We start from the raw sequence: 17,945 nt of genomic DNA on the forward strand, positions 1-17,945 counted from the left end.
CCTAGTTATAATATCTATAAGGATGTTCACTTTTTATAAAATTTATTCAATTATCAAAATTATTTTTTCCCATTTAACTTTTCTGCAATAATTCTTGATATATATTTAGCTGAAGCTTTTGCCTCCGTTGCTGTATTTTGTTCTGCTCCAACTTCAATAAGCACTGAATTATTACTTAAATCCTGATTAAACATACCAATGCCTCTATTATAAGTATGCACTCCTTTGCAAAATCCTGGAAACAACTCTCTTGATGTTTTATTAAAAAAGTCAACCAATCCATCATTGACATTATGATGAGGATTATTATTTGTTGTTACAAACATTATTTTTGCCACTTGTTCATTATTAAGTTCAGTTGCAAAAGCATTTCTTCCAGCTCCACCTACAGAGTCTCTATGCAAATCTATTATAAGCTTAAAATCTCCATATTTTTTTAAATATTTTGATACAGTTTCTCTAGATCTATTATAACTTTCATCATAAGAAGCTAATGAATGTATAGTTTTATCATGTATAACTGATATACCATAATTCTCTTCCAAATCATGTTCAAGCTCATCTCCAACTGCAACTACATTTAAATTATTATCTGTACTATCAGCTTTAGCTGGAAGATAAGCCTCAGTAGTATGGCTATGATAAATTAGTACTTCTGGTTTTGCAGAATTCAACGTTTTTTTTAGTTTAGGGTTATATGCAACCTTACTTACAGCTTTTGTATCATCCTTATTTAATTCTTCAGGATTTAATTTTGTCACACTATCATTATTTAATTTAAAAGGATCAAATACAACTGAATTTTTATAATAAGATGGAGCTAGTTTGTTATCTTTAAAATACGGAATCTCATAACTTATTAAACCAACAGGATTTATTCCGTTCAAATTACTAGCCTCTAAAACTAAACTCCAAAGATTAACTGGACTTTCTAAATATGCACCTTTATCAAAATGAGTCTCTTTAATTACAGGCATTCCGAAATTTAAAAGCTCTATATAAGCTAAATTACCTCTAACATTTTTTTTAATTGCTATGTTTACAAATCTAATCATAAACAAAGTTATAAGTATTAATACTACTGCAACTAAAGATGTTATTCCTTGATCAAATTTTACTTTGTTACTACGCTTATATGCTCTATTATACAAATTATCCCCTCCCTCATATAAATATTTATATGAGGGAGAAAAAAATATTATGTTAATTTAAAAATTTATTTATATCTTCCATATCTAAATTAGGTTGTATCGCTATATTTATACCTGTAGCTATTATTTTAGATACAGAATCTATAACAATGTCTACTTCCTTAGGTGTTACCATTAAATCTCCTAAATAAGGATTAAGTAACTCTTTTATTAATTTACTTTTCTCATTCTTATCTATCGATTTTAATAAATCATAAAACTCTTTTCCTTTATCTGCCTGTTTAATCATATCATCTAAAACTAAATCCATAGCATCATTTGCAATTGTAGCTGCATCTACTACTGTAGGAACTCCTATAGCTATTACAGGTACTCCCAAGTTTTTTTCGTTTATTTGCATCCTATTATTACCTACACCTGCGCCTGGAGATATTCCAGTATTTCCAATTTGAATAGTTCTAGTAACTCTTTCAAGTTTTCTTGATGCTAATGCATCTATACATATTACCAAACTTGGTTTTATTCTATCTACTAAAGCCTTAATAACCTCACCTGTTTCAATACCTGTTATACCCAAGACTCCTGGCGCTATAGCACAAACTGGTCTTACACTATCATCTATAGAATCTGGCATTAACGTTTTCAAATGCCTTGTTATCATAAGTCTTTCAACTACTTTAGGTCCTACTGAATCTGGTGTAACATTCCAATTTCCAAGTCCAACTATAAGAACAGTTTTTTTATAGTCTACTCTTATTATTTCCTCTAAAGATGTTGCAAGCACATGAGCCACTTCATCCATAAGCACACCATCATAATGGGTAAATTCAGGTATATCTATTGTTATATATGTTCCCATGGGCTTTCCCATTTTTACGGCCCCATCTTCACTAATAACATCTACCTTAGTTATATTTATGTCATCCTGTTTTCTCTCTTCTATTACAACTCCATCTATTTCTCTATTAAATTTACTTTTATAAATTTCCCTAGCTTCTACAGCTAAATCTGTCCTAACATTAAACATAATACACCTCACTTTTAGAATTTCTGATTTTTAAATAATTAAAGCTTATGCAGAAAAATAATTAACCAAAGATGCAAAATATATTTGGTTTTAAACAAGGAAATAGTTTTTACCGATAGTTGTGCTATTAATAATTTCTTTTAACATAAAGTAAACTATTATACTAATTTATTATTTTTCGAATATGCCAAATTTATCATTTTCCGAATATGCCAAAAACTAAAATGCTATAAATATAATATATCCATAATATAAACTTCTTATTTATGTTCTTAAAAGCTGTAATACTTCCTAAATTAACATTTATATACCTTTAATTTAAAAAAATACTTGAATTAATAAAGTCCAGGTGCTATAATTACTTTTGTTGAATATGAACTCGAACGCAGATTTCCCCAAAAACTGCATGAGGCCCTATAAAAGTTGAAAGGGGTGAACTTAGAAAATGGCAAACATAAAATCAGCAAAGAAAAGAATATTAGTTACTGAAACTAAAACTTTAAGAAATAAGATGATTAAGTCAGCACTTAAAACTGCTATAAAGAAGTTTGAAACTGCTGTTGCTGCTAACAACGCTGAAGAAGCAAACGCTACATTCGCTGGAGCTGTTAAAGCTTTAGACATGGCTACTTCAAAAGGAGTTGTTCACAAAAACATGGCTGCTAGAAAGAAATCAAGATTAGCTGCTAAATTAAACGCTATGGCTTAATTATAATGGTGTTAGGTAGTTACCTAACACCTTTTACTTTATAAAAAAGATTACAGATTTAAAATTTGTAATCTTTTTTATATATATTGTTATTAAATTTATACATAAAAATAATTAAATATTTAATATATTTTTTATAAAAGCATTTATATTAAGCTTTAATAGTTATTTTGTAAAAAATCAGTCTACAATACCAACTTTGAAAAAATGAAAAAAGTTTTATAAGCTTGAACTTACAAAACTTCAATATTAATCTCTTACTGTATTTATTATCATTAGCTCCATTTCTATCTTCTTATCTATCGAACTACTTTTAAGCGACTTCTCAGCATTCACACATAACTTCATACATTTTTGTATCTGCTGAATTGTAAACTTTTTACTTTGAAGTATCAACTTTTCACATATAAAAGGTGGTACTTTCAAAAGTCCTATCATTTCTTCTTTTGATTTTTTTTCTTGCAAATATACTTTTACCATAAAAAGCTTTTTAAATTGATTTTCTATAAGACTTAAAATAAGCATCATATTTTCACCTTTATGTAAAAGTTCGTTCATAAGATCTATAGCTTTTTCTGGTTTTTTGATGGATATATATTCAACTAAATCAAAAGCATCATTTTCACTTTTATTTGGAAGCAATAAATCTATATCATGTCTTGTTATTTCTCTACCATTAGTATAACTAACTAGCTTCTCTATTTCTCTCTCAATTATATTAAAATTGTTTGGAACTAAGTCTGCAAAGTACTTTAATTCTATTTTCCCTATATTTTTATTATGCTTATTAAAAATGTCCATTATTTTTCTATTAAGCTTTTCTCCTCTTAATTTATCAGCCTTTACCAAAACAGCTGATTTATCAAATTTCATAATCTTTTTATTCTTAACTAATGTATCCCTTTTATCATTTAACAACACATATTGTATAAGTATACAATGAGATGGTGTATTTTTTATATATTCTTCAATTTGAGAAAATAATTTAGTTCCTTGTGAATCAGCCTTATCTTTTAAATATGTAGCCCTACAAACAACAACAACCTTTTTTTCACTCATAAAAGGTAAAGTTTCACAAGCATTCATAAAATCCTCAAAAATCATATTATTACCATCAAATTTTACTAAATTCAAATCTTTAAAATTTAAATCTATAGCCTTATCTATAATCATATCAATGCTTTCTTTTATAAGCATCTCATCTAATCCGCAAAGTATATAGCTATTTTTCAAATTATTGTTTTTAACTTCTTTTTCTAAAACTTCTAAATCAATCACCTTACTCAACCTTTCAAAACTCAGATGTAATTATTCTTCCGTTTATAATCCTAATTACTTTTTCATCACTGCCTATTATATCACAGTCTATAAGTTTAGTGTCATTATTTTTACTTGTTTTTATATAACACTTCTTTGTATTTTTATCTATTAATATGTTAATATCTTTAATCTTAACTCCATAATCTTCCTTAATTTTATAAACATCATAAATGGCATATTGTTTTTTAACTTTATTTATAAAATATTCATTTTTACTAACTGTTATCATTTCTTTACCGAAACCACGTTCTAAAATTATTGCTCTATTTCTTTTTTCATTATAAACCGTTATTTTAGGAAAAAAACCATAGCTTATTATAAGTATTGTAAACATCATTCCGAAAGCTATTTTGTAAAATTTTTCAAAACCCTTCTTATACATATAAAAACATATTATAATAAATACATAACCATAAAAAAATATATTTGTTAAATATATATTAGGTATAGATATACCTTCAGTTATTTTAAGTGCTCCTTTTATAACCAGCATATTTATATACAAAACTTTACAAATTAATGAAAAAATCAAATCATTCCACATAAATAAAAGAGCTATATTGCCTAGTACAACCAACGGAGTAAATATAGGTAACACTAATACATTACCGATTAGAAAATTAATTGAAAAGTCTTTTATAGTAAGCGCCAAATAAGGTATTGAAAATGTCTGAGCAGCTAAACATACTGATATTCCTTCATTAAATCTTCTGGGTAATTTATGCAAAAACCTTAAAAATGGTTTATACATAAGTATAATACCAAGTGTTGATAAATGTGATAACATAAATCCTATATCAAAAGCATTATAAGGTTTGTATAATATTAGAAGTAATGCAGAAAAACTTAATGCAGTTATTCCATCATAGTTTTTAAAAACCTTCTTTGAAAATTTAAGTACTAATATCATAAAAAATGCTCTTATAGTTGGAGCTGTTGCCCCTGTTATAAGCACATAAACAAAACTTATTGGAATAGAATATCGTAACTTTAAAAATCTATCCAAAATTAAAAATATTAATGCTATATGAAATCCGGATACACTTACAACATGTATAATCCCAAGTCTACCCATATCAAAGTTTTGCTCCTTAGTAAGCGCTTCTGTATATCCTAAAGTAGTCGAACTTACTAGAGCACTATCCTCTTCACCTAAAATTAATTTTAACTTTTCAAAATATAACCTCCTTATATTGTTTAACTTAAATATATAGTCCTCCTTTATATTTAAAACTTCATCTATATATAAAGTCCCTACTATTCCCCTGTCTATATCCTTTTCCTTTTTAAATACTCCTCTAACCTTAATTACCTCAGAAGGCTTTACTGAATCCTTTAATCCATCTAATTTTACCTTCCTAGAAGATAACTCGCCCACACCGTAAGTTTTACTTACAGAGCTTACCCTTACCTCGAAAAATTTATAACTTTTTACATTTAGATTATAATAAAAATAACTATTAAAAAATGAAATCAAAAAAAACAGCAGACTTATAATTATATATTGTTTTGAAAAAAACAAAATTGAAACAGCAAGAAAAGATGCAGCTATTAAAACTGCACCTTGTAAATTTATATTTGAAAATGAATATGTAAGAACTCCTATTACACAAGCTAAAAGCATAGGCAAAATAGGTCTTACAAAAACATAACTATAACCTTGTTTCTTATTATAAATATACTTCAAAAAAACTTTCAACAATTAATCGCCTCCACAAAGGTAATTATTCCCTTTTATTTAGAAATAATTCAATTCCTCCGTAGATTACTATAAATGTAAATACATAAATTAAAATAACCATATTACTTATATTTTGTGTTATAAAAGTTACTATTATATTAAGTATATAAATAGCTATTACTGAACTTAATATTATTATACTTTGCTTTCCTTCCTCTTTTAAACTACCATAATTATTGTTTAAAGTATTTATAAATATTAATGGTGTAAATAGAATACTCCAATTTATTTTTAGATTAAACCTAAAATCTATAATACATAAAATTAATAAAATAAGTCCTATTTGTATAATGCTTTCTACAATCAGCCTCTTCTTATTTTTATCATTAACTTTTCTATCAGTTAATAAACTATATAACATTAAACTTGGAATTATTAAAACATTCATTATAGCTATATATATCCAAGATAAATTCCCGACTCCCCAAATAAGTGATGTAGTAGTAAATACAGCTGCTTCAGTAGCTAGTATTTGAATTAATCTTCTTTTCACCATACTTAAACTAATCTTTATTTTTCTTGATAAATCTAACACATCCAAAAAGCCCTTTAAATAGTCTTGACTAGCATATAAATCACTCATACCCTTTACAACACTTGTTACTTTTTCTCCTTTAACAATACCAACCTCTGATAATGCAATCGTAGGTAAATCAGCTAAATTTTCTCCAGTTGCTGCAATATTATATTTATCATCTGAAAATATCGCTATTATTTTAACTTTAAGCTCTGGTGAAATTCTTGAGAAAACCCTAACTTTTGATAATAAAGCTAAAACCTCTTCTTTATTTAAAGCTAAAAGTTCAACACCTGAAATTACTTCATCCATAGATGAAACAAAACCTAGTTCTTTACCTAAAGTAGTAGCTGCAATCTTATTATCATCAGTTATTAAAATAGGAACTATATTTTGCTCTTTTAAACTCTTAATATATTCAAATGAATCTTCTATTATGGGATTTTCTAATCCCATTATTCCGACAAAAACCAAATTACTTTCTATATTTTCATCCTCTGATGGTTCATAAGTAAAACTTCTATACGCAATTCCGATTGTAATAAGCCCCTCTAAAGAAAGGTTATAATCTGCTTCTTTTATCTTTTCTATATCTTCCTCTGTTATATCCTTTTCAATTCCTTCTAGCATTATATGAGTACATCTGTCCAAAACCTCATCTAATGTTCCTTTTATATTGGCTCTATATTTTCGTTCTACCTTATTTAATGAAGTCATCATCCTTCTATCACTATCATATGGAATTTCAAAAATCCTTCTTTCTTTAGAAAGCAAAACTCCTTTGTAGATACCATTTTCTCCACCAAATCTAAGCATAGCAATCTCAGCCAAATCGCCTGTACCAAAATTCTTATCATTATTATATATAGCATTATTACAAAGTAATCCGATATTTATCATCCTACTTATATTAAAATTTGATGTATCAACACTAATTGCTTTAATATGTTCATGATTTGTATAAAGCTTTTTAACCATCATTTGTTTAGCAGTTACAGAACCTATTTTGTCTAAAAAGAATACATTTGTATTAGTTATAGTATCTAAAGTACTTATATTTTCTAGCTCTATTCCTTCATTAGATAAATATTTCTTAATTAATTTAATATAGGCAACTAACACTATTGATAATTGAAATGAACCTAGTATAAACCATATGTTTGATATCGATTCAAGTAAATTGTCAAATCTATATAGCTCAAACATTATAATGGACAATACACATCCTACAACGGCCAAAACTACAAGACTCTTATTTATAAATGCTTCTAGTTTTTTACCTATTATATGTTTATGCTTATTATTATCACTTAATAAAGTAAGAATTTTACCTATTTCTGTGTCATGCCCTGTAGCTACTATAACACCTAAACCCTCACCTGCTGTAACAAGTGATCCTCTAAATGCCATGTTCTTAACTTCTCCTATTGATGAAACTATGCCTTCTACCATAGTTTCATATTTATCTACCGAAAATCCATCACCTGTTATATTTTTTTCGTTTATTTTAAGTCCATCACTTTCAATTATTCTTAAATCTGCTGGTATATAAGTTTTATTTTTTATATATACAATATCACCAACCACTAATTCTTCAGCATTTAAAACTTGTTTTCTACCATCCCTAATAACATGTATATCTGTATAATTTAATAGTTCCAAATTTTTCATCTGATTTCTTCTTTTTGAAGAATCTACATATTTAAGACCTATATTAGAAGTTAACGCGAAAAACACTATTACAGCTGGTAAATAGTTTTTAGAAACTATAAGAAAAATAATTATTGTGAATAAAATTATAAACCATCTACTAGTAAAGATTTCTAAAGCACCTTTTCCTATTTCCTTGTTATAATCAATATTTATTTGATTACTTCCATACTTCTCTCGTCTCTCAATTATTTCATCCTGTGCTAATCCTCTATTTTCATTAGTTTCTAAAAGCTCTACAACCCTATTCCATGATATGTTGTACCATTTTTTCACTATATCTAACCCCTATCTAAAGCAAAAGCTTTTATTAAAATCCTAATTTTAAAATTTTATCTCACTTTTATTGTTCGTAATTAATTGTTATTAACTTTAATCTATACTATATAATTTATAAAATTTAAGCTATAATAAATTTAAAATTTTACAAAATTTGTATTATAGTATTATCTTATAATAAAAACAACTACTAAAAATTAAGTTCCATTAACTAATTTCTTAATTAATGAAACTTAATTTTTTAATTATTGCTTAATTTTAGGATTGAATATAAGTGCCATTAGATATCCAAAAAATATAGCAGCTGTTATACCTGCTGCAGTCCCTTTAATACCTCCAGTGAAAACTCCTATTAAACCACTTTCTTTTACTTCTTTAATAGTAGCTTTAGCTAAAGAATTTCCAAAACCAGGTAGTGGTATTGTAGCCCCTGCTCCCCCTATTTCAATCAATTTATCATACAAATTAAAGGCCCCCAAAATAACTCCTAATGTAACAAAGATTACAAGTATCCTTCCTGGTGTAAGTTTAGTTTTATCCATAAGTATTTGAGCTATAACACAAATTATACCTCCTACTATAAATGCTCTAATATATGTCATAAAAAAACAACTCCTTAATTTTGCATATGTACCATTTCATCAGTCACCATATTTTTTGATTTTATATTATTATTTATATTCAATAGCTACTGCATGGGCGATACCAGGAATACTCTCACCCTGTAATGAAGTTGTGGGACTCATAAGGGCACCTGTAGATATTAAAAGCACTCTTTTAAAATTTCTTTTTTTAAGCTCCTTATATAAATATCCACTAGCTACAACTGCCGAACAGCCACAACCACTACCTCCTGAATTTGTATTTTGTTTTTCACTATCGAAAATTAAGTCTCCACAATCTTGATAGATTCCTTTTATATCGTAACCATATTCTAAAAGCAATTCTTCTGTAAGTTTCTTGCCTACCTTTCCCAAATCACCTGTAGCTATTATATCGTAATCCTTTGGAGATCTTCCTGTGTCCTTAAAATGATTATAAATAGTATCTACAGCTGCTGGAGCCATAGCTGCCCCCATATTATTAGGATCTGTCATATCATAATCCTTAACTATACCAGTAGTTATATGAGTAATATAAGGAAAATCACCCTCATGTGCCAAAAGCATTGCTCCTGAACCAGTAACTGTCCATTGAGCCGTTTCTGCTCTTTGTGATCCATATTCTAATGGAAATCTAAATTGTCTTTCTGCAGCACAAAAATGAGAAGATGTAGATGCTATTACATGATTAGCAAAACCACCATCCATCATTATAGCTGCAAGACTTAACGATTCTGCCATAGTAGAACATGCTCCAAAAAGGCCAAAAAAAGGAACATTAACTTCTCTTGCTGCAAAACTAGATGAACCCAATTGATTTAATAAATCTCCTGCAAAAAGATAGTCTATATCACTCTCTTTAAGATTTGCCTTTTTAATCGTTTCTTTTATTGCTTCATACATCATCTGGGTTTCCTCTTGTTCAAAAGATTTCTCACCATTGCCCTGATCTTTAAGTATAATATCAAAATAGTTTTTAAGAGGACCTTCACCTTCCTTAGCTCCAACTATACTAGTAGTTGCTATTATTTTAGGTGGATTTTCTAATTTAATAGTTTGTTTACCTATTTTCTTATTTTTTGTATTCATTTTATCACCACACTATTTTAAAATATAAAAGTAAATAATAAATAAACCCAATAATCACAGAACTTCCTATCCCATATACCAGAACAGGTCCTGCTATTGTAAACATCTTTGCAGCTACGCCAAAAATAAATCCCTCTTGTTTAAATTCCATAGCTGGAGAGACTATTGCATTTGAAAAACCTGTTATAGGCACAACAGTTCCAGCACCTCCGTATGCTGCAATATTATCATAAACTCCTATTCCTGTTAAAAAAGCACCTAAAAAAACCATTATAATTGAAGTAATTGAACCTATTTCATCCTTAGAAAATCCATAATTAGTTAATACATTTACAATAAGCTGCCCTATATCACAAATCAATCCACCTACTATAAATGCCATTATACAATTTTTTAGCATTTTAGGCTTTGGTTCCAACTCCTTTGAAAGTGTTTTAAACTTAGCTTTGACCTTTTCCTCTTCCACTGCAATATCTTTTTCCTTATCCATAAAACCCCTTCCTTCTTAACTTATTCTTAAATTTATTATTTACTATACGCCCTACTAATTATTCAGAATTAATTATACTTTTATTTTTAGAGCTCCTGTTTTATTAAATTCCATTATCCTTTCTTAGATACACACTATGGTAATATTCTCATATAAAAAAAGAACCACCAAAAAAGTGATTCCTCTCATTATTTGTCATCTAATTTTTCTCGCATTAACCCTAAAACTTTTTTTTCTATCCTTGAAACTTGAACTTGACTTATTCCTAATAGCTTAGCTACCTGACTTTGAGTTTTATCTTTAAAATATCTAAGCATTATTATCTGTCTAGCTTTAGGCTCTAAAGTTCTTAAAGCCTCCTTTAATGCAATAGTATCTATCATCTCTTCATCGGCCTGTGCCTTTTCACTAATTTTATCTATAAGTAAAACTGGATTTCCATCTTCTTGATGTATAGTTTCTTGTAAATATTGGACAGCATTTGTAGCTTCTAATGAAAAAACTATTTCTTCATGGCTAAGCCCTGAATATTCAGCTAATTCATCTATAGTAGGCTCCCTATCCAACTTTTTACAAAGAGCCTCCTTATCATAATGTATTTTTCTTGCTAGTATTTTTGTATTTCTACTAACCTTTATTAAACCATCATCTCTTAAAAATCTTCTAATCTCGCCAAGTATCATAGGTACTGCATAAGTTGAAAACTTAGTATTAAAACTTGGATCAAAATTATTGATAGCTTTAACTAATCCTATTGAACCTATTTGATAAATATCCTCATAATCATATCCTCTGTTTATAAACTTTTTGCTTATGGATGAAACTAATGGTGAATTAACCTCTATAAGTTTATTCATTGCAAACTTATCACCTTGTTTCGCTAATATAATAAGCTCAGTGTTATCATTATAGTTAAAGTTTTCACTTTTCATTCTAATCATATCCATAATATCACCTAGCTTACTACAAAATTCTTTTTCATTATAACCTTTGTCCCTCTTCCTTTCTCACTGACTACTTCTAAACTATCCATAAATGTTTCCATAACTGTAAAGCCCATACCTGATCTTTCCAAATCTGGTCTTGAAGTATAAAGAGGTTCTCTAGCTATTTCAACATTTTCAATACCAACTCCATTGTCAGAAATTATAATAGTAACTTCCTTACCTTCTATATAAACTTCTATTTCTATAATCTTGTCTTCTGCATTTTCATATCCATGTATTATCGAATTTGTTACAGCCTCAGAAACTGCTGTTTTTATATCAGTAATTTCTTCTATAGTTGGATCTAACTGTGCTATAAATGCTGATACCGCAACTCTTGCAAAACTTTCATTTTGAGATTTGCTCAAAAATTCTATTTTAATCCTATTATCTACCATTATTTAACTCCTCCATTAACAAAGCCAAGTGCCTCATCTAAACTATCATATAATTTAATTATCTTAAACATCCCTGAAAGTTCGAAGACTCTTTTTACACTTCTATTTACATAAACTACAGCAACTTCACCTTTAAGTGTTAATAGTTTTTTATATCTTCCTATAACTACCCCAATACCAGAACTATCCATAAAGGTAACTTCTTTGAAATTAAATATTAGTTTTTTACTTCTATCCCTTTCTATTCTATCATCTATTTTTACTCTAACTTCTTCTGCACTATGATGATCTAGCTCACCTGAAAGATTAACGATTAAAGTATTATTTATATTTTCAAAATTTACATACATATAAAACACTCCAAATATTAGAGCCCTTCACCCCCTTGACTTTTTTTACTTCTTTTTCCATAATTTTAACATAACTTTTATTCATAAGTCAACGTAATTACACATATAATTGTAAAATTTATACAACTATTATTAATAAACTATTTATAATAAAATAAAATCCGCCTTATAATATATATTTATACATTATAAGACAGATTTTCAAAAATCACTTTGCAGTTTTATTATACTTACTTAGCTCATTTTGCATAGCTATTACTAAATCTTCTAGAGATATACTCTGATCTAACATGAGAATTTCAATAGCATCGTTAATATCTTTCATAGTATATATATGGAAAACACCTTTTTTAACAGCTTCTTCAACTTCTGGTGTTAGAACTAATTCATCTTTATTACTTTCAGGTATTAAAACCCCCTTTGAATTTATTGTATCTACTGCCTGGCACACTTTGAAAAAACCTTCTATTTTATCATTAACTCCGCCAATCGGCTGAACTTCTCCAAATTGATTTAAAGAGCCTGTCACAGCTATATTTTGCCTTATTGGTACCTTACTTAAAGCTGATAACATAACCATTATTTCAGCAACAGATGCACTATCGCCCTCTAATTTTCCATATATCTGTTCAAAACTAACATTAAAATCTACAGGTACTCTTTCATAAATATTCAAAAACTTATTTAATAAGCCTCTTAAAATATTTATAGATTTATCATGTATATTTCCACTTAGATTACTCTCCTTATGAACATCTACAATTCTACCTGTTCCTTTTAAACACACACATGTAAGTCTTAAAGGCTTTCCAAAGCTAAAATATCCAGTATCTATTACAGATAACCCATTTATACATCCTACAATTCTATCTCTAACATTTACAATAACTTTTTTTTCTTTGTACATTTTAATGTATTCTTTTTCTATAAGTTCACTTTTATATGACACTTCTATGACATCAAACGCATCTATTTTACTTTTTCCATTCTCTTTTGCCTTGTTATCTGATAAAACTAAAATTTTATTAAGCTCTGATAAGTCTAATAAAATTTTATTTCTAGAACCAGCTTTTCTCGAAAAATATTTGCCAATTTCATTTATTCCTTCATTAGTTATATCTAAAATTTTATTCTCTTTTATTATATTTTCTATAAAATTTATTAAGCATATTTTATTATTATCTGTTATATCTACACAAGAATTAAATTCTGTTTTTATCCTAAATAGTTTCTTAAAATCTTCATCTAATGAATATAAAGCATCATAAGTTTCATAATCACCTATTATAATTACTTTTACATTAACCGAAATAGGCATTGGTTTTAATCCATTTAATGATAGAAATTCTAAATACCCTCTATTATAATCATAGCTAACCTTATTATTCATAAGCGTTTTCCTTAAATAATAATAGCTTCCTGGATTATTTAGAAGTGATGTCATCCTAATTATTAATGAACCTTCATTAGCATTTAAAAGTGAGCCACCTGTAATAAGTGATACATCTGTAGAATATACACCATTATGATTTTCATACTCAATATTTCCAATTAAATTATTAACTGTTGGATCTTCCTCAAATATAACTCTTGGATGATCGTATTTACTATTATCAACAATTACATTAGCCATAAATTTAGCAATTACATCATTTACCTTATCCTCGTCATCCTCAAAGTTCATCGTATAGTTATCTACGAGCTCTTTTTCTATAAGTTCACAAACTTTTATCAAGTAATTATATGCATCCTCATCCTGTTTAAATTCAAGCTTTATATCTTCCTTAATCTCCATACTTTCATCTGTTAAATATGCTTTAAGTATTTCTTTAAGCTTTTCAATTGAACTAAGCTCTATATCTTTAAGTTGCTCTAATACATCTTCTGCTCCTTCTTTAAGCTTTCCCGCCTTATCTACTATATCTTCTTTCGAAAGTTCTTCTAAGTCATCATATTCCTTTTCCGTCATCGCCTCTCCTTCCTTTAACGGAATAAAGGCAAAACCTGAAGTTGTTGCTTTTAAATCAAATCCCTCATCCTTAGCTTGTTTTATAAGACTTCCTATATAGTCATTTCTTTTTCTTTGAACCTCATCAATTATAGTTTCTTTTTCTTTATTTGAAGATGAATTATAGAATAAAAATATCTTATCAAAATAAAAATTTTTAATTCCCTCTAGCCTATCCTTAAAAAGTTCACCATCTCCATTATTTAAAAATATAGCTTTGGGATATCTTTGATCCTCTAAAGTTACATAGCATATATCTTTGGGTTTCTCCCTTTTCTTTAGCAACTCATCTATATAGCTCATTATATTATCTAACTTTTCTTTTGAAAAGGAATCTATTAGATATACGTTAAAACCCTCCTTATTAATATTAAGCGCTGTCTCAATACTTTTGTATATCTCTAAATACTCTGGAATCAAATCTCTAAAACCATTATTTGTCATCTGAAAGGTAAAGTTTTCATTATAAACAATTTCCTGTGGAGTTAACTCTCTTTTCATACTTTCCTACTCGAAAAATTGCATATTCATTAAGGAAACTCCTTCTCATTTCATTCGAATGAGTAAGTTCGAATGACTAAATTAAAAATTTAGCTTCTCACTTAAATATATTCTCTCTACAATTTTTTTAGAGCAGTTCCCTCCTTAAATAAAGTGCTTTAATATATTAATATTCCATTTACCAATTTTTAGGAATAACTTTTTAAATAAAATTTTTTATATTTTTTACATTTTTAAGCATAAAAGATAATTTTCTATAATTTTCTGTACATAAAAAAACTTTCCCCTCTTAGAATTTAAAAGGAGAAAGTTTTTAATGTTATATTACTTTCCTAAAATATTTTTGAACACCTAACTCAAGTAATTAAAAATCTTTTTTATAAAATTTTTAATAAATTTCATATTTACATATATAGATATACAAAAATTCAAATAATTAAAATAATATTCTATAATATTTTTTAATAAAAATTCTATTCACATACATTCATATGAATGAGTTCAAATAATTAAATCAAAGATTTAAATTCTTAATTAGTAATTAGAATTAGATTCTTTACCTTCACATATAGCAATTGATGCTGATGCTCCTATTCTTGTAGCACCACTCTCAATAACTGCCATAGCATCACTTAAACTTCTAACTGCACCTGATGCTTTAACTCCCATATCAGGTCCAACAGTTTGTCTCATAAGTTTAACGTCTTCTGGAGTTGCTCCACCAGTTGAAAATCCAGTTGAAGTTTTAACAAAATCAGCACCTGCTTCTTTAGATAATTTACAAGCTATAACCTTTTCTTCATCTGTTAAAAGACAAGTTTCTAATATAACTTTTGTAAGCGCTTTACCTTTAGCTGCATTTACTACAGCTTCTATATCCGCTTTAACATAATCATAATCTTTATCTTTTAATTTTCCTATATTTATAACCATATCAACTTCATGAGCACCTTTTTCTATAGCATCCTTAGTTTCAAATGCCTTAGCTTCTTTAGTTGATGCTCCTAAAGGAAAACCTATAACTGTACAAACTTTAACTTCACTACCTTTAACTAGTTTAGCTGCTAATTCAATATTAGTTGGATTTACACAAACTGAAGCAAAACTATATTCTACAGCTTCTTTGCATAAAGCTGTTACCGCTTCCTTAGTTGCATCTGCTTTAAGTATTGTATGGTCTATCATTCTTGCTAATTTATTCTTGTCCATAAAAAAAACCTCCTGTTATGATAACATTTTCATTTCATTTCTAATTATAATCTATATTTAATATTTAGTCTACTATTTTAATAAAAAAGTCAACATATATGCACCCTAAATATCATTTGAAGCTAAAAAATAAGCATAATAGAAATAAATATTATATTAAAATATAATTCTATCATGCCATAAAGTTTATATTTGATGTATTTTTTAATTAATACTCTATACTTTTAAACTTTGTATCTAAAAGTTTGAATATAGTAACTATAGTTAATAATAATAATGCTATTTGAATTATTATTATAAAAATATCTAATGATGTTCCTATCAAAAATAATACTGTTATAGATATTCTAACTGACAAAACTCCGTACATTGCCCACTCACGCCAAAATAAAATTCCAATTACCATTATTAAATAGATAATTCCTAATACTGTTAAAAGTATACCTTGCGTTTCTGTTCTGATTATACTAAATTCATTTAATATTATAAACTTTTTAATAAAAAAAGATGAAATTAAAAATATTGATTCTAATATGAATATAGCTATAGCTATATTTATTGTCTTACTTCTTTTTAGCTTTTCCATTTTGCCTCCAAAACAACCTTTTATATAACTTGATTATAATACTTTATGTTAAATTTTAATATACCTCTAATCTTAATATAAGCTTAAATTTATGAATTTTCAAATGAAACTTATATTATTATCACTTATATAAGTAATCTTTCAATCTAAGTTGAAATACGAACCCATTCCAATATTTCTCATATTTATAGTAGTAAATTCGAGAAAAAAATTAAAATTTTGTTCCTTCTTTAACATTTAGAATATCACTTAATTTCAAATAGTTAGATTAAAATTTGTATCATTTCTCCAGTGTATATACACTTGTAAATATTTTTAATATGCATTAATATATATTTAACTAGATTTTAACTTATGAGGTGTATTTATGAATTTAAAAGATGAAATTTTAAAACTTAAATTAGAAAAAGATGCTTTAATTTTAGCTCATTATTACCAAAGAGCTGAAATTCAAGATATAGCTGACTATGTAGGTGATTCATATTATCTAAGTAAAGTTGCTAAAGATAGTCTTAATAAAACTATAGTTTTTTGTGGTGTTAAATTTATGGCTGAAAGCGCTAAAATACTTTCACCTAACAAAACAATATTATTACCAGTTCTAGATGCAGGCTGTCCTATGGCTGACATGGCTAATAGTAACACGCTTTTAGAACTTAAAGCGAAATATCCTTCAGCTCTAGTTGTTAGTTATATAAATTCCACTACTGAAGTAAAAGCCTTATCAGATGTATGTGTTACATCCTCTTCAGCATTAAAAATTATAAATAATATAAAAAATAAAGATATAATTTTCTTACCTGATAAAAACCTAGGTGAATATATAAGTGAACATTTTCCTAATAAGAATTTTGTATTATGGCCAGGTTCCTGTATAACTCATAAAAAAGTACAAAAAAAACATATACAAGCTCTAAAGGATTTAAGACCAAATGCTCTTGTGCTTGTTCATCCTGAATGTGAAAAAGAAATAAGAAATTTAGCAGATTTTTTAGGCAGTACTGGGGAGCTTATAGATTTCTCATCAAATAACCCTGCTAATGAATTTATAGTTGTTACTGAATCTGGAGTAATTCATGAAATGAAAAAAAGAAGCCCTGAAAAAGAATTTTATGTTCCAAAAACAACTATGACTTGTTTAAATATGAAAAAAACTACATTAGAATCTGTACTTGATTGTTTAAAAAATAATCAATTTGAAATTAAAATTAATGAAGATATTAGAGTCAAAGCTTTAAAATCTTTAGAAAATATGCACAAACTATCGTAAAG

At 27.4% G+C, this 17,945-nt stretch carries 16 protein-coding genes; 2 read left to right on the forward strand and 14 right to left on the reverse strand.

Annotated features, from left to right (window positions below; genetic code table 11):
* Positions 1-59 precede the first annotated feature (59 nt).
* Together BUB01_RS00705 and gpr are read right to left on the reverse strand one after the other, a co-directional pair.
* Positions 60-1,151, reverse strand: a complete 1,092-nt coding sequence (locus tag BUB01_RS00705; protein WP_242958344.1) for a stage II sporulation protein P — start codon at positions 1,149-1,151, stop codon at positions 60-62.
* A 52-nt stretch (positions 1,152-1,203) separates the two neighbouring features.
* Positions 1,204-2,178, reverse strand: coding sequence for a GPR endopeptidase (gpr, locus tag BUB01_RS00710; protein ID WP_072984268.1), 975 nt, complete (start codon positions 2,176-2,178; stop codon positions 1,204-1,206).
* Positions 2,179-2,623: 445 nt separating this feature from the next.
* On the opposite strand from gpr, the gene rpsT reads away from it, so the two are divergent.
* Positions 2,624-2,887: a 30S ribosomal protein S20 gene (gene rpsT, locus BUB01_RS00715; RefSeq protein ID WP_072984270.1), complete on the forward strand. Its 264-nt coding sequence runs from the start codon at positions 2,624-2,626 to the stop codon at positions 2,885-2,887.
* 249 nt (positions 2,888-3,136) lie between these two features.
* Here rpsT and holA read toward each other — a convergent pair whose 3' ends face one another.
* The 12 genes from holA to BUB01_RS00775 form a co-directional block, all read right to left on the reverse strand.
* On the reverse strand, positions 3,137-4,165 hold the full coding sequence (gene holA, locus BUB01_RS00720; protein ID WP_072984272.1) for a DNA polymerase III subunit delta: 1,029 nt from the start codon (positions 4,163-4,165) through the stop codon (positions 3,137-3,139).
* 13 nt (positions 4,166-4,178) lie between these two features.
* Positions 4,179-5,909 carry a ComEC/Rec2 family competence protein gene (locus BUB01_RS00725; protein ID WP_072984274.1) on the reverse strand — a complete coding sequence of 577 codons (1,731 nt, stop codon included), beginning with the start codon at positions 5,907-5,909 and terminating at the stop codon, positions 4,179-4,181.
* A gap of 22 nt (positions 5,910-5,931) precedes the next feature.
* Positions 5,932-8,451: a P-type ATPase actuator domain-containing protein gene (locus BUB01_RS00730; RefSeq protein ID WP_072984276.1), complete on the reverse strand. Its 2,520-nt coding sequence runs from the start codon at positions 8,449-8,451 to the stop codon at positions 5,932-5,934.
* Between the two features lie 248 nt (positions 8,452-8,699).
* Positions 8,700-9,056, reverse strand: coding sequence for a stage V sporulation protein AE (spoVAE, locus tag BUB01_RS00735; protein ID WP_072984278.1), 357 nt, complete (start codon positions 9,054-9,056; stop codon positions 8,700-8,702).
* 69 nt (positions 9,057-9,125) lie between these two features.
* The gene (gene spoVAD / locus BUB01_RS00740; RefSeq protein WP_072984280.1) at positions 9,126-10,145 is read right to left on the reverse strand and encodes a stage V sporulation protein AD; all 1,020 of its coding nucleotides are present in this window, start codon (positions 10,143-10,145) and stop codon (positions 9,126-9,128) included.
* Positions 10,146-10,149: 4 nt separating this feature from the next.
* Positions 10,150-10,635 (reverse strand): stage V sporulation protein AC, encoded by a 486-nt coding sequence (gene spoVAC, locus BUB01_RS00745; protein WP_072984281.1) that lies wholly within the window; start codon positions 10,633-10,635, stop codon positions 10,150-10,152.
* A 188-nt stretch (positions 10,636-10,823) separates the two neighbouring features.
* Complete coding sequence (gene sigF, locus BUB01_RS00750) at positions 10,824-11,582, reverse strand: RNA polymerase sporulation sigma factor SigF (protein ID WP_072984283.1); 759 nt, start codon at positions 11,580-11,582, stop codon at positions 10,824-10,826.
* An 8-nt stretch (positions 11,583-11,590) separates the two neighbouring features.
* The gene (gene spoIIAB, locus BUB01_RS00755) at positions 11,591-12,019 is read right to left on the reverse strand and encodes an anti-sigma F factor (RefSeq protein WP_072984285.1); all 429 of its coding nucleotides are present in this window, start codon (positions 12,017-12,019) and stop codon (positions 11,591-11,593) included.
* On the reverse strand, positions 12,019-12,369 hold the full coding sequence (spoIIAA, locus tag BUB01_RS00760) for an anti-sigma F factor antagonist (RefSeq protein WP_072984287.1): 351 nt from the start codon (positions 12,367-12,369) through the stop codon (positions 12,019-12,021). The genes spoIIAB and spoIIAA overlap by 1 nt, the downstream gene beginning before the upstream one ends.
* A gap of 208 nt (positions 12,370-12,577) precedes the next feature.
* Positions 12,578-14,878, reverse strand: a complete 2,301-nt coding sequence (locus BUB01_RS00765) for an AAA family ATPase (protein ID WP_072984289.1) — start codon at positions 14,876-14,878, stop codon at positions 12,578-12,580.
* Between the two features lie 534 nt (positions 14,879-15,412).
* Positions 15,413-16,087: a deoxyribose-phosphate aldolase gene (gene deoC / locus BUB01_RS00770; RefSeq protein ID WP_072984291.1), complete on the reverse strand. Its 675-nt coding sequence runs from the start codon at positions 16,085-16,087 to the stop codon at positions 15,413-15,415.
* A 208-nt stretch (positions 16,088-16,295) separates the two neighbouring features.
* The gene (locus BUB01_RS00775; RefSeq protein ID WP_072984293.1) at positions 16,296-16,673 is read right to left on the reverse strand and encodes a hypothetical protein; all 378 of its coding nucleotides are present in this window, start codon (positions 16,671-16,673) and stop codon (positions 16,296-16,298) included.
* Positions 16,674-17,040: 367 nt separating this feature from the next.
* Here BUB01_RS00775 and nadA point away from each other — a divergent pair, with 367 nt between their 5' ends.
* Positions 17,041-17,943: a quinolinate synthase NadA gene (gene nadA, locus BUB01_RS00780; RefSeq protein WP_072984294.1), complete on the forward strand. Its 903-nt coding sequence runs from the start codon at positions 17,041-17,043 to the stop codon at positions 17,941-17,943.
* The last annotated feature ends 2 nt before the right edge of the window (positions 17,944-17,945 follow it).

The organism is Clostridium cavendishii DSM 21758 (assembly GCF_900141845.1).
GTDB classification, from domain to species: domain Bacteria; phylum Bacillota; class Clostridia; order Clostridiales; family Clostridiaceae; genus Clostridium_AG; species Clostridium_AG cavendishii.

Excerpts from the sequence above, each read along its gene's own strand:
- spoVAC (WP_072984281.1), bottom strand. The coding sequence starts at position 10,635 with ATGGATAAGGAAAAAGATATTGCAGTGGAAGAGGAAAAGGTCAAAGCT.
- gpr (WP_072984268.1), bottom strand. The coding sequence starts at position 2,178 with ATGTTTAATGTTAGGACAGATTTAGCTGTAGAAGCTAGGGAAATTTAT.
- spoIIAB (WP_072984285.1), bottom strand. The coding sequence starts at position 12,019 with ATGGTAGATAATAGGATTAAAATAGAATTTTTGAGCAAATCTCAAAAT.
- spoIIAA (WP_072984287.1), bottom strand. The coding sequence starts at position 12,369 with ATGTATGTAAATTTTGAAAATATAAATAATACTTTAATCGTTAATCTT.
- deoC (WP_072984291.1), bottom strand. The coding sequence starts at position 16,087 with ATGGACAAGAATAAATTAGCAAGAATGATAGACCATACAATACTTAAA.
- rpsT (WP_072984270.1), top strand. The coding sequence starts at position 2,624 with ATGGCAAACATAAAATCAGCAAAGAAAAGAATATTAGTTACTGAAACT.
- spoVAD (WP_072984280.1), bottom strand. The coding sequence starts at position 10,145 with ATGAATACAAAAAATAAGAAAATAGGTAAACAAACTATTAAATTAGAA.
- spoVAE (WP_072984278.1), bottom strand. The coding sequence starts at position 9,056 with ATGACATATATTAGAGCATTTATAGTAGGAGGTATAATTTGTGTTATA.
- sigF (WP_072984283.1), bottom strand. The coding sequence starts at position 11,582 with ATGGATATGATTAGAATGAAAAGTGAAAACTTTAACTATAATGATAAC.
- BUB01_RS00775 (WP_072984293.1), bottom strand. The coding sequence starts at position 16,673 with ATGGAAAAGCTAAAAAGAAGTAAGACAATAAATATAGCTATAGCTATA.
- nadA (WP_072984294.1), top strand. The coding sequence starts at position 17,041 with ATGAATTTAAAAGATGAAATTTTAAAACTTAAATTAGAAAAAGATGCT.
- BUB01_RS00765 (WP_072984289.1), bottom strand. The coding sequence starts at position 14,878 with ATGAAAAGAGAGTTAACTCCACAGGAAATTGTTTATAATGAAAACTTT.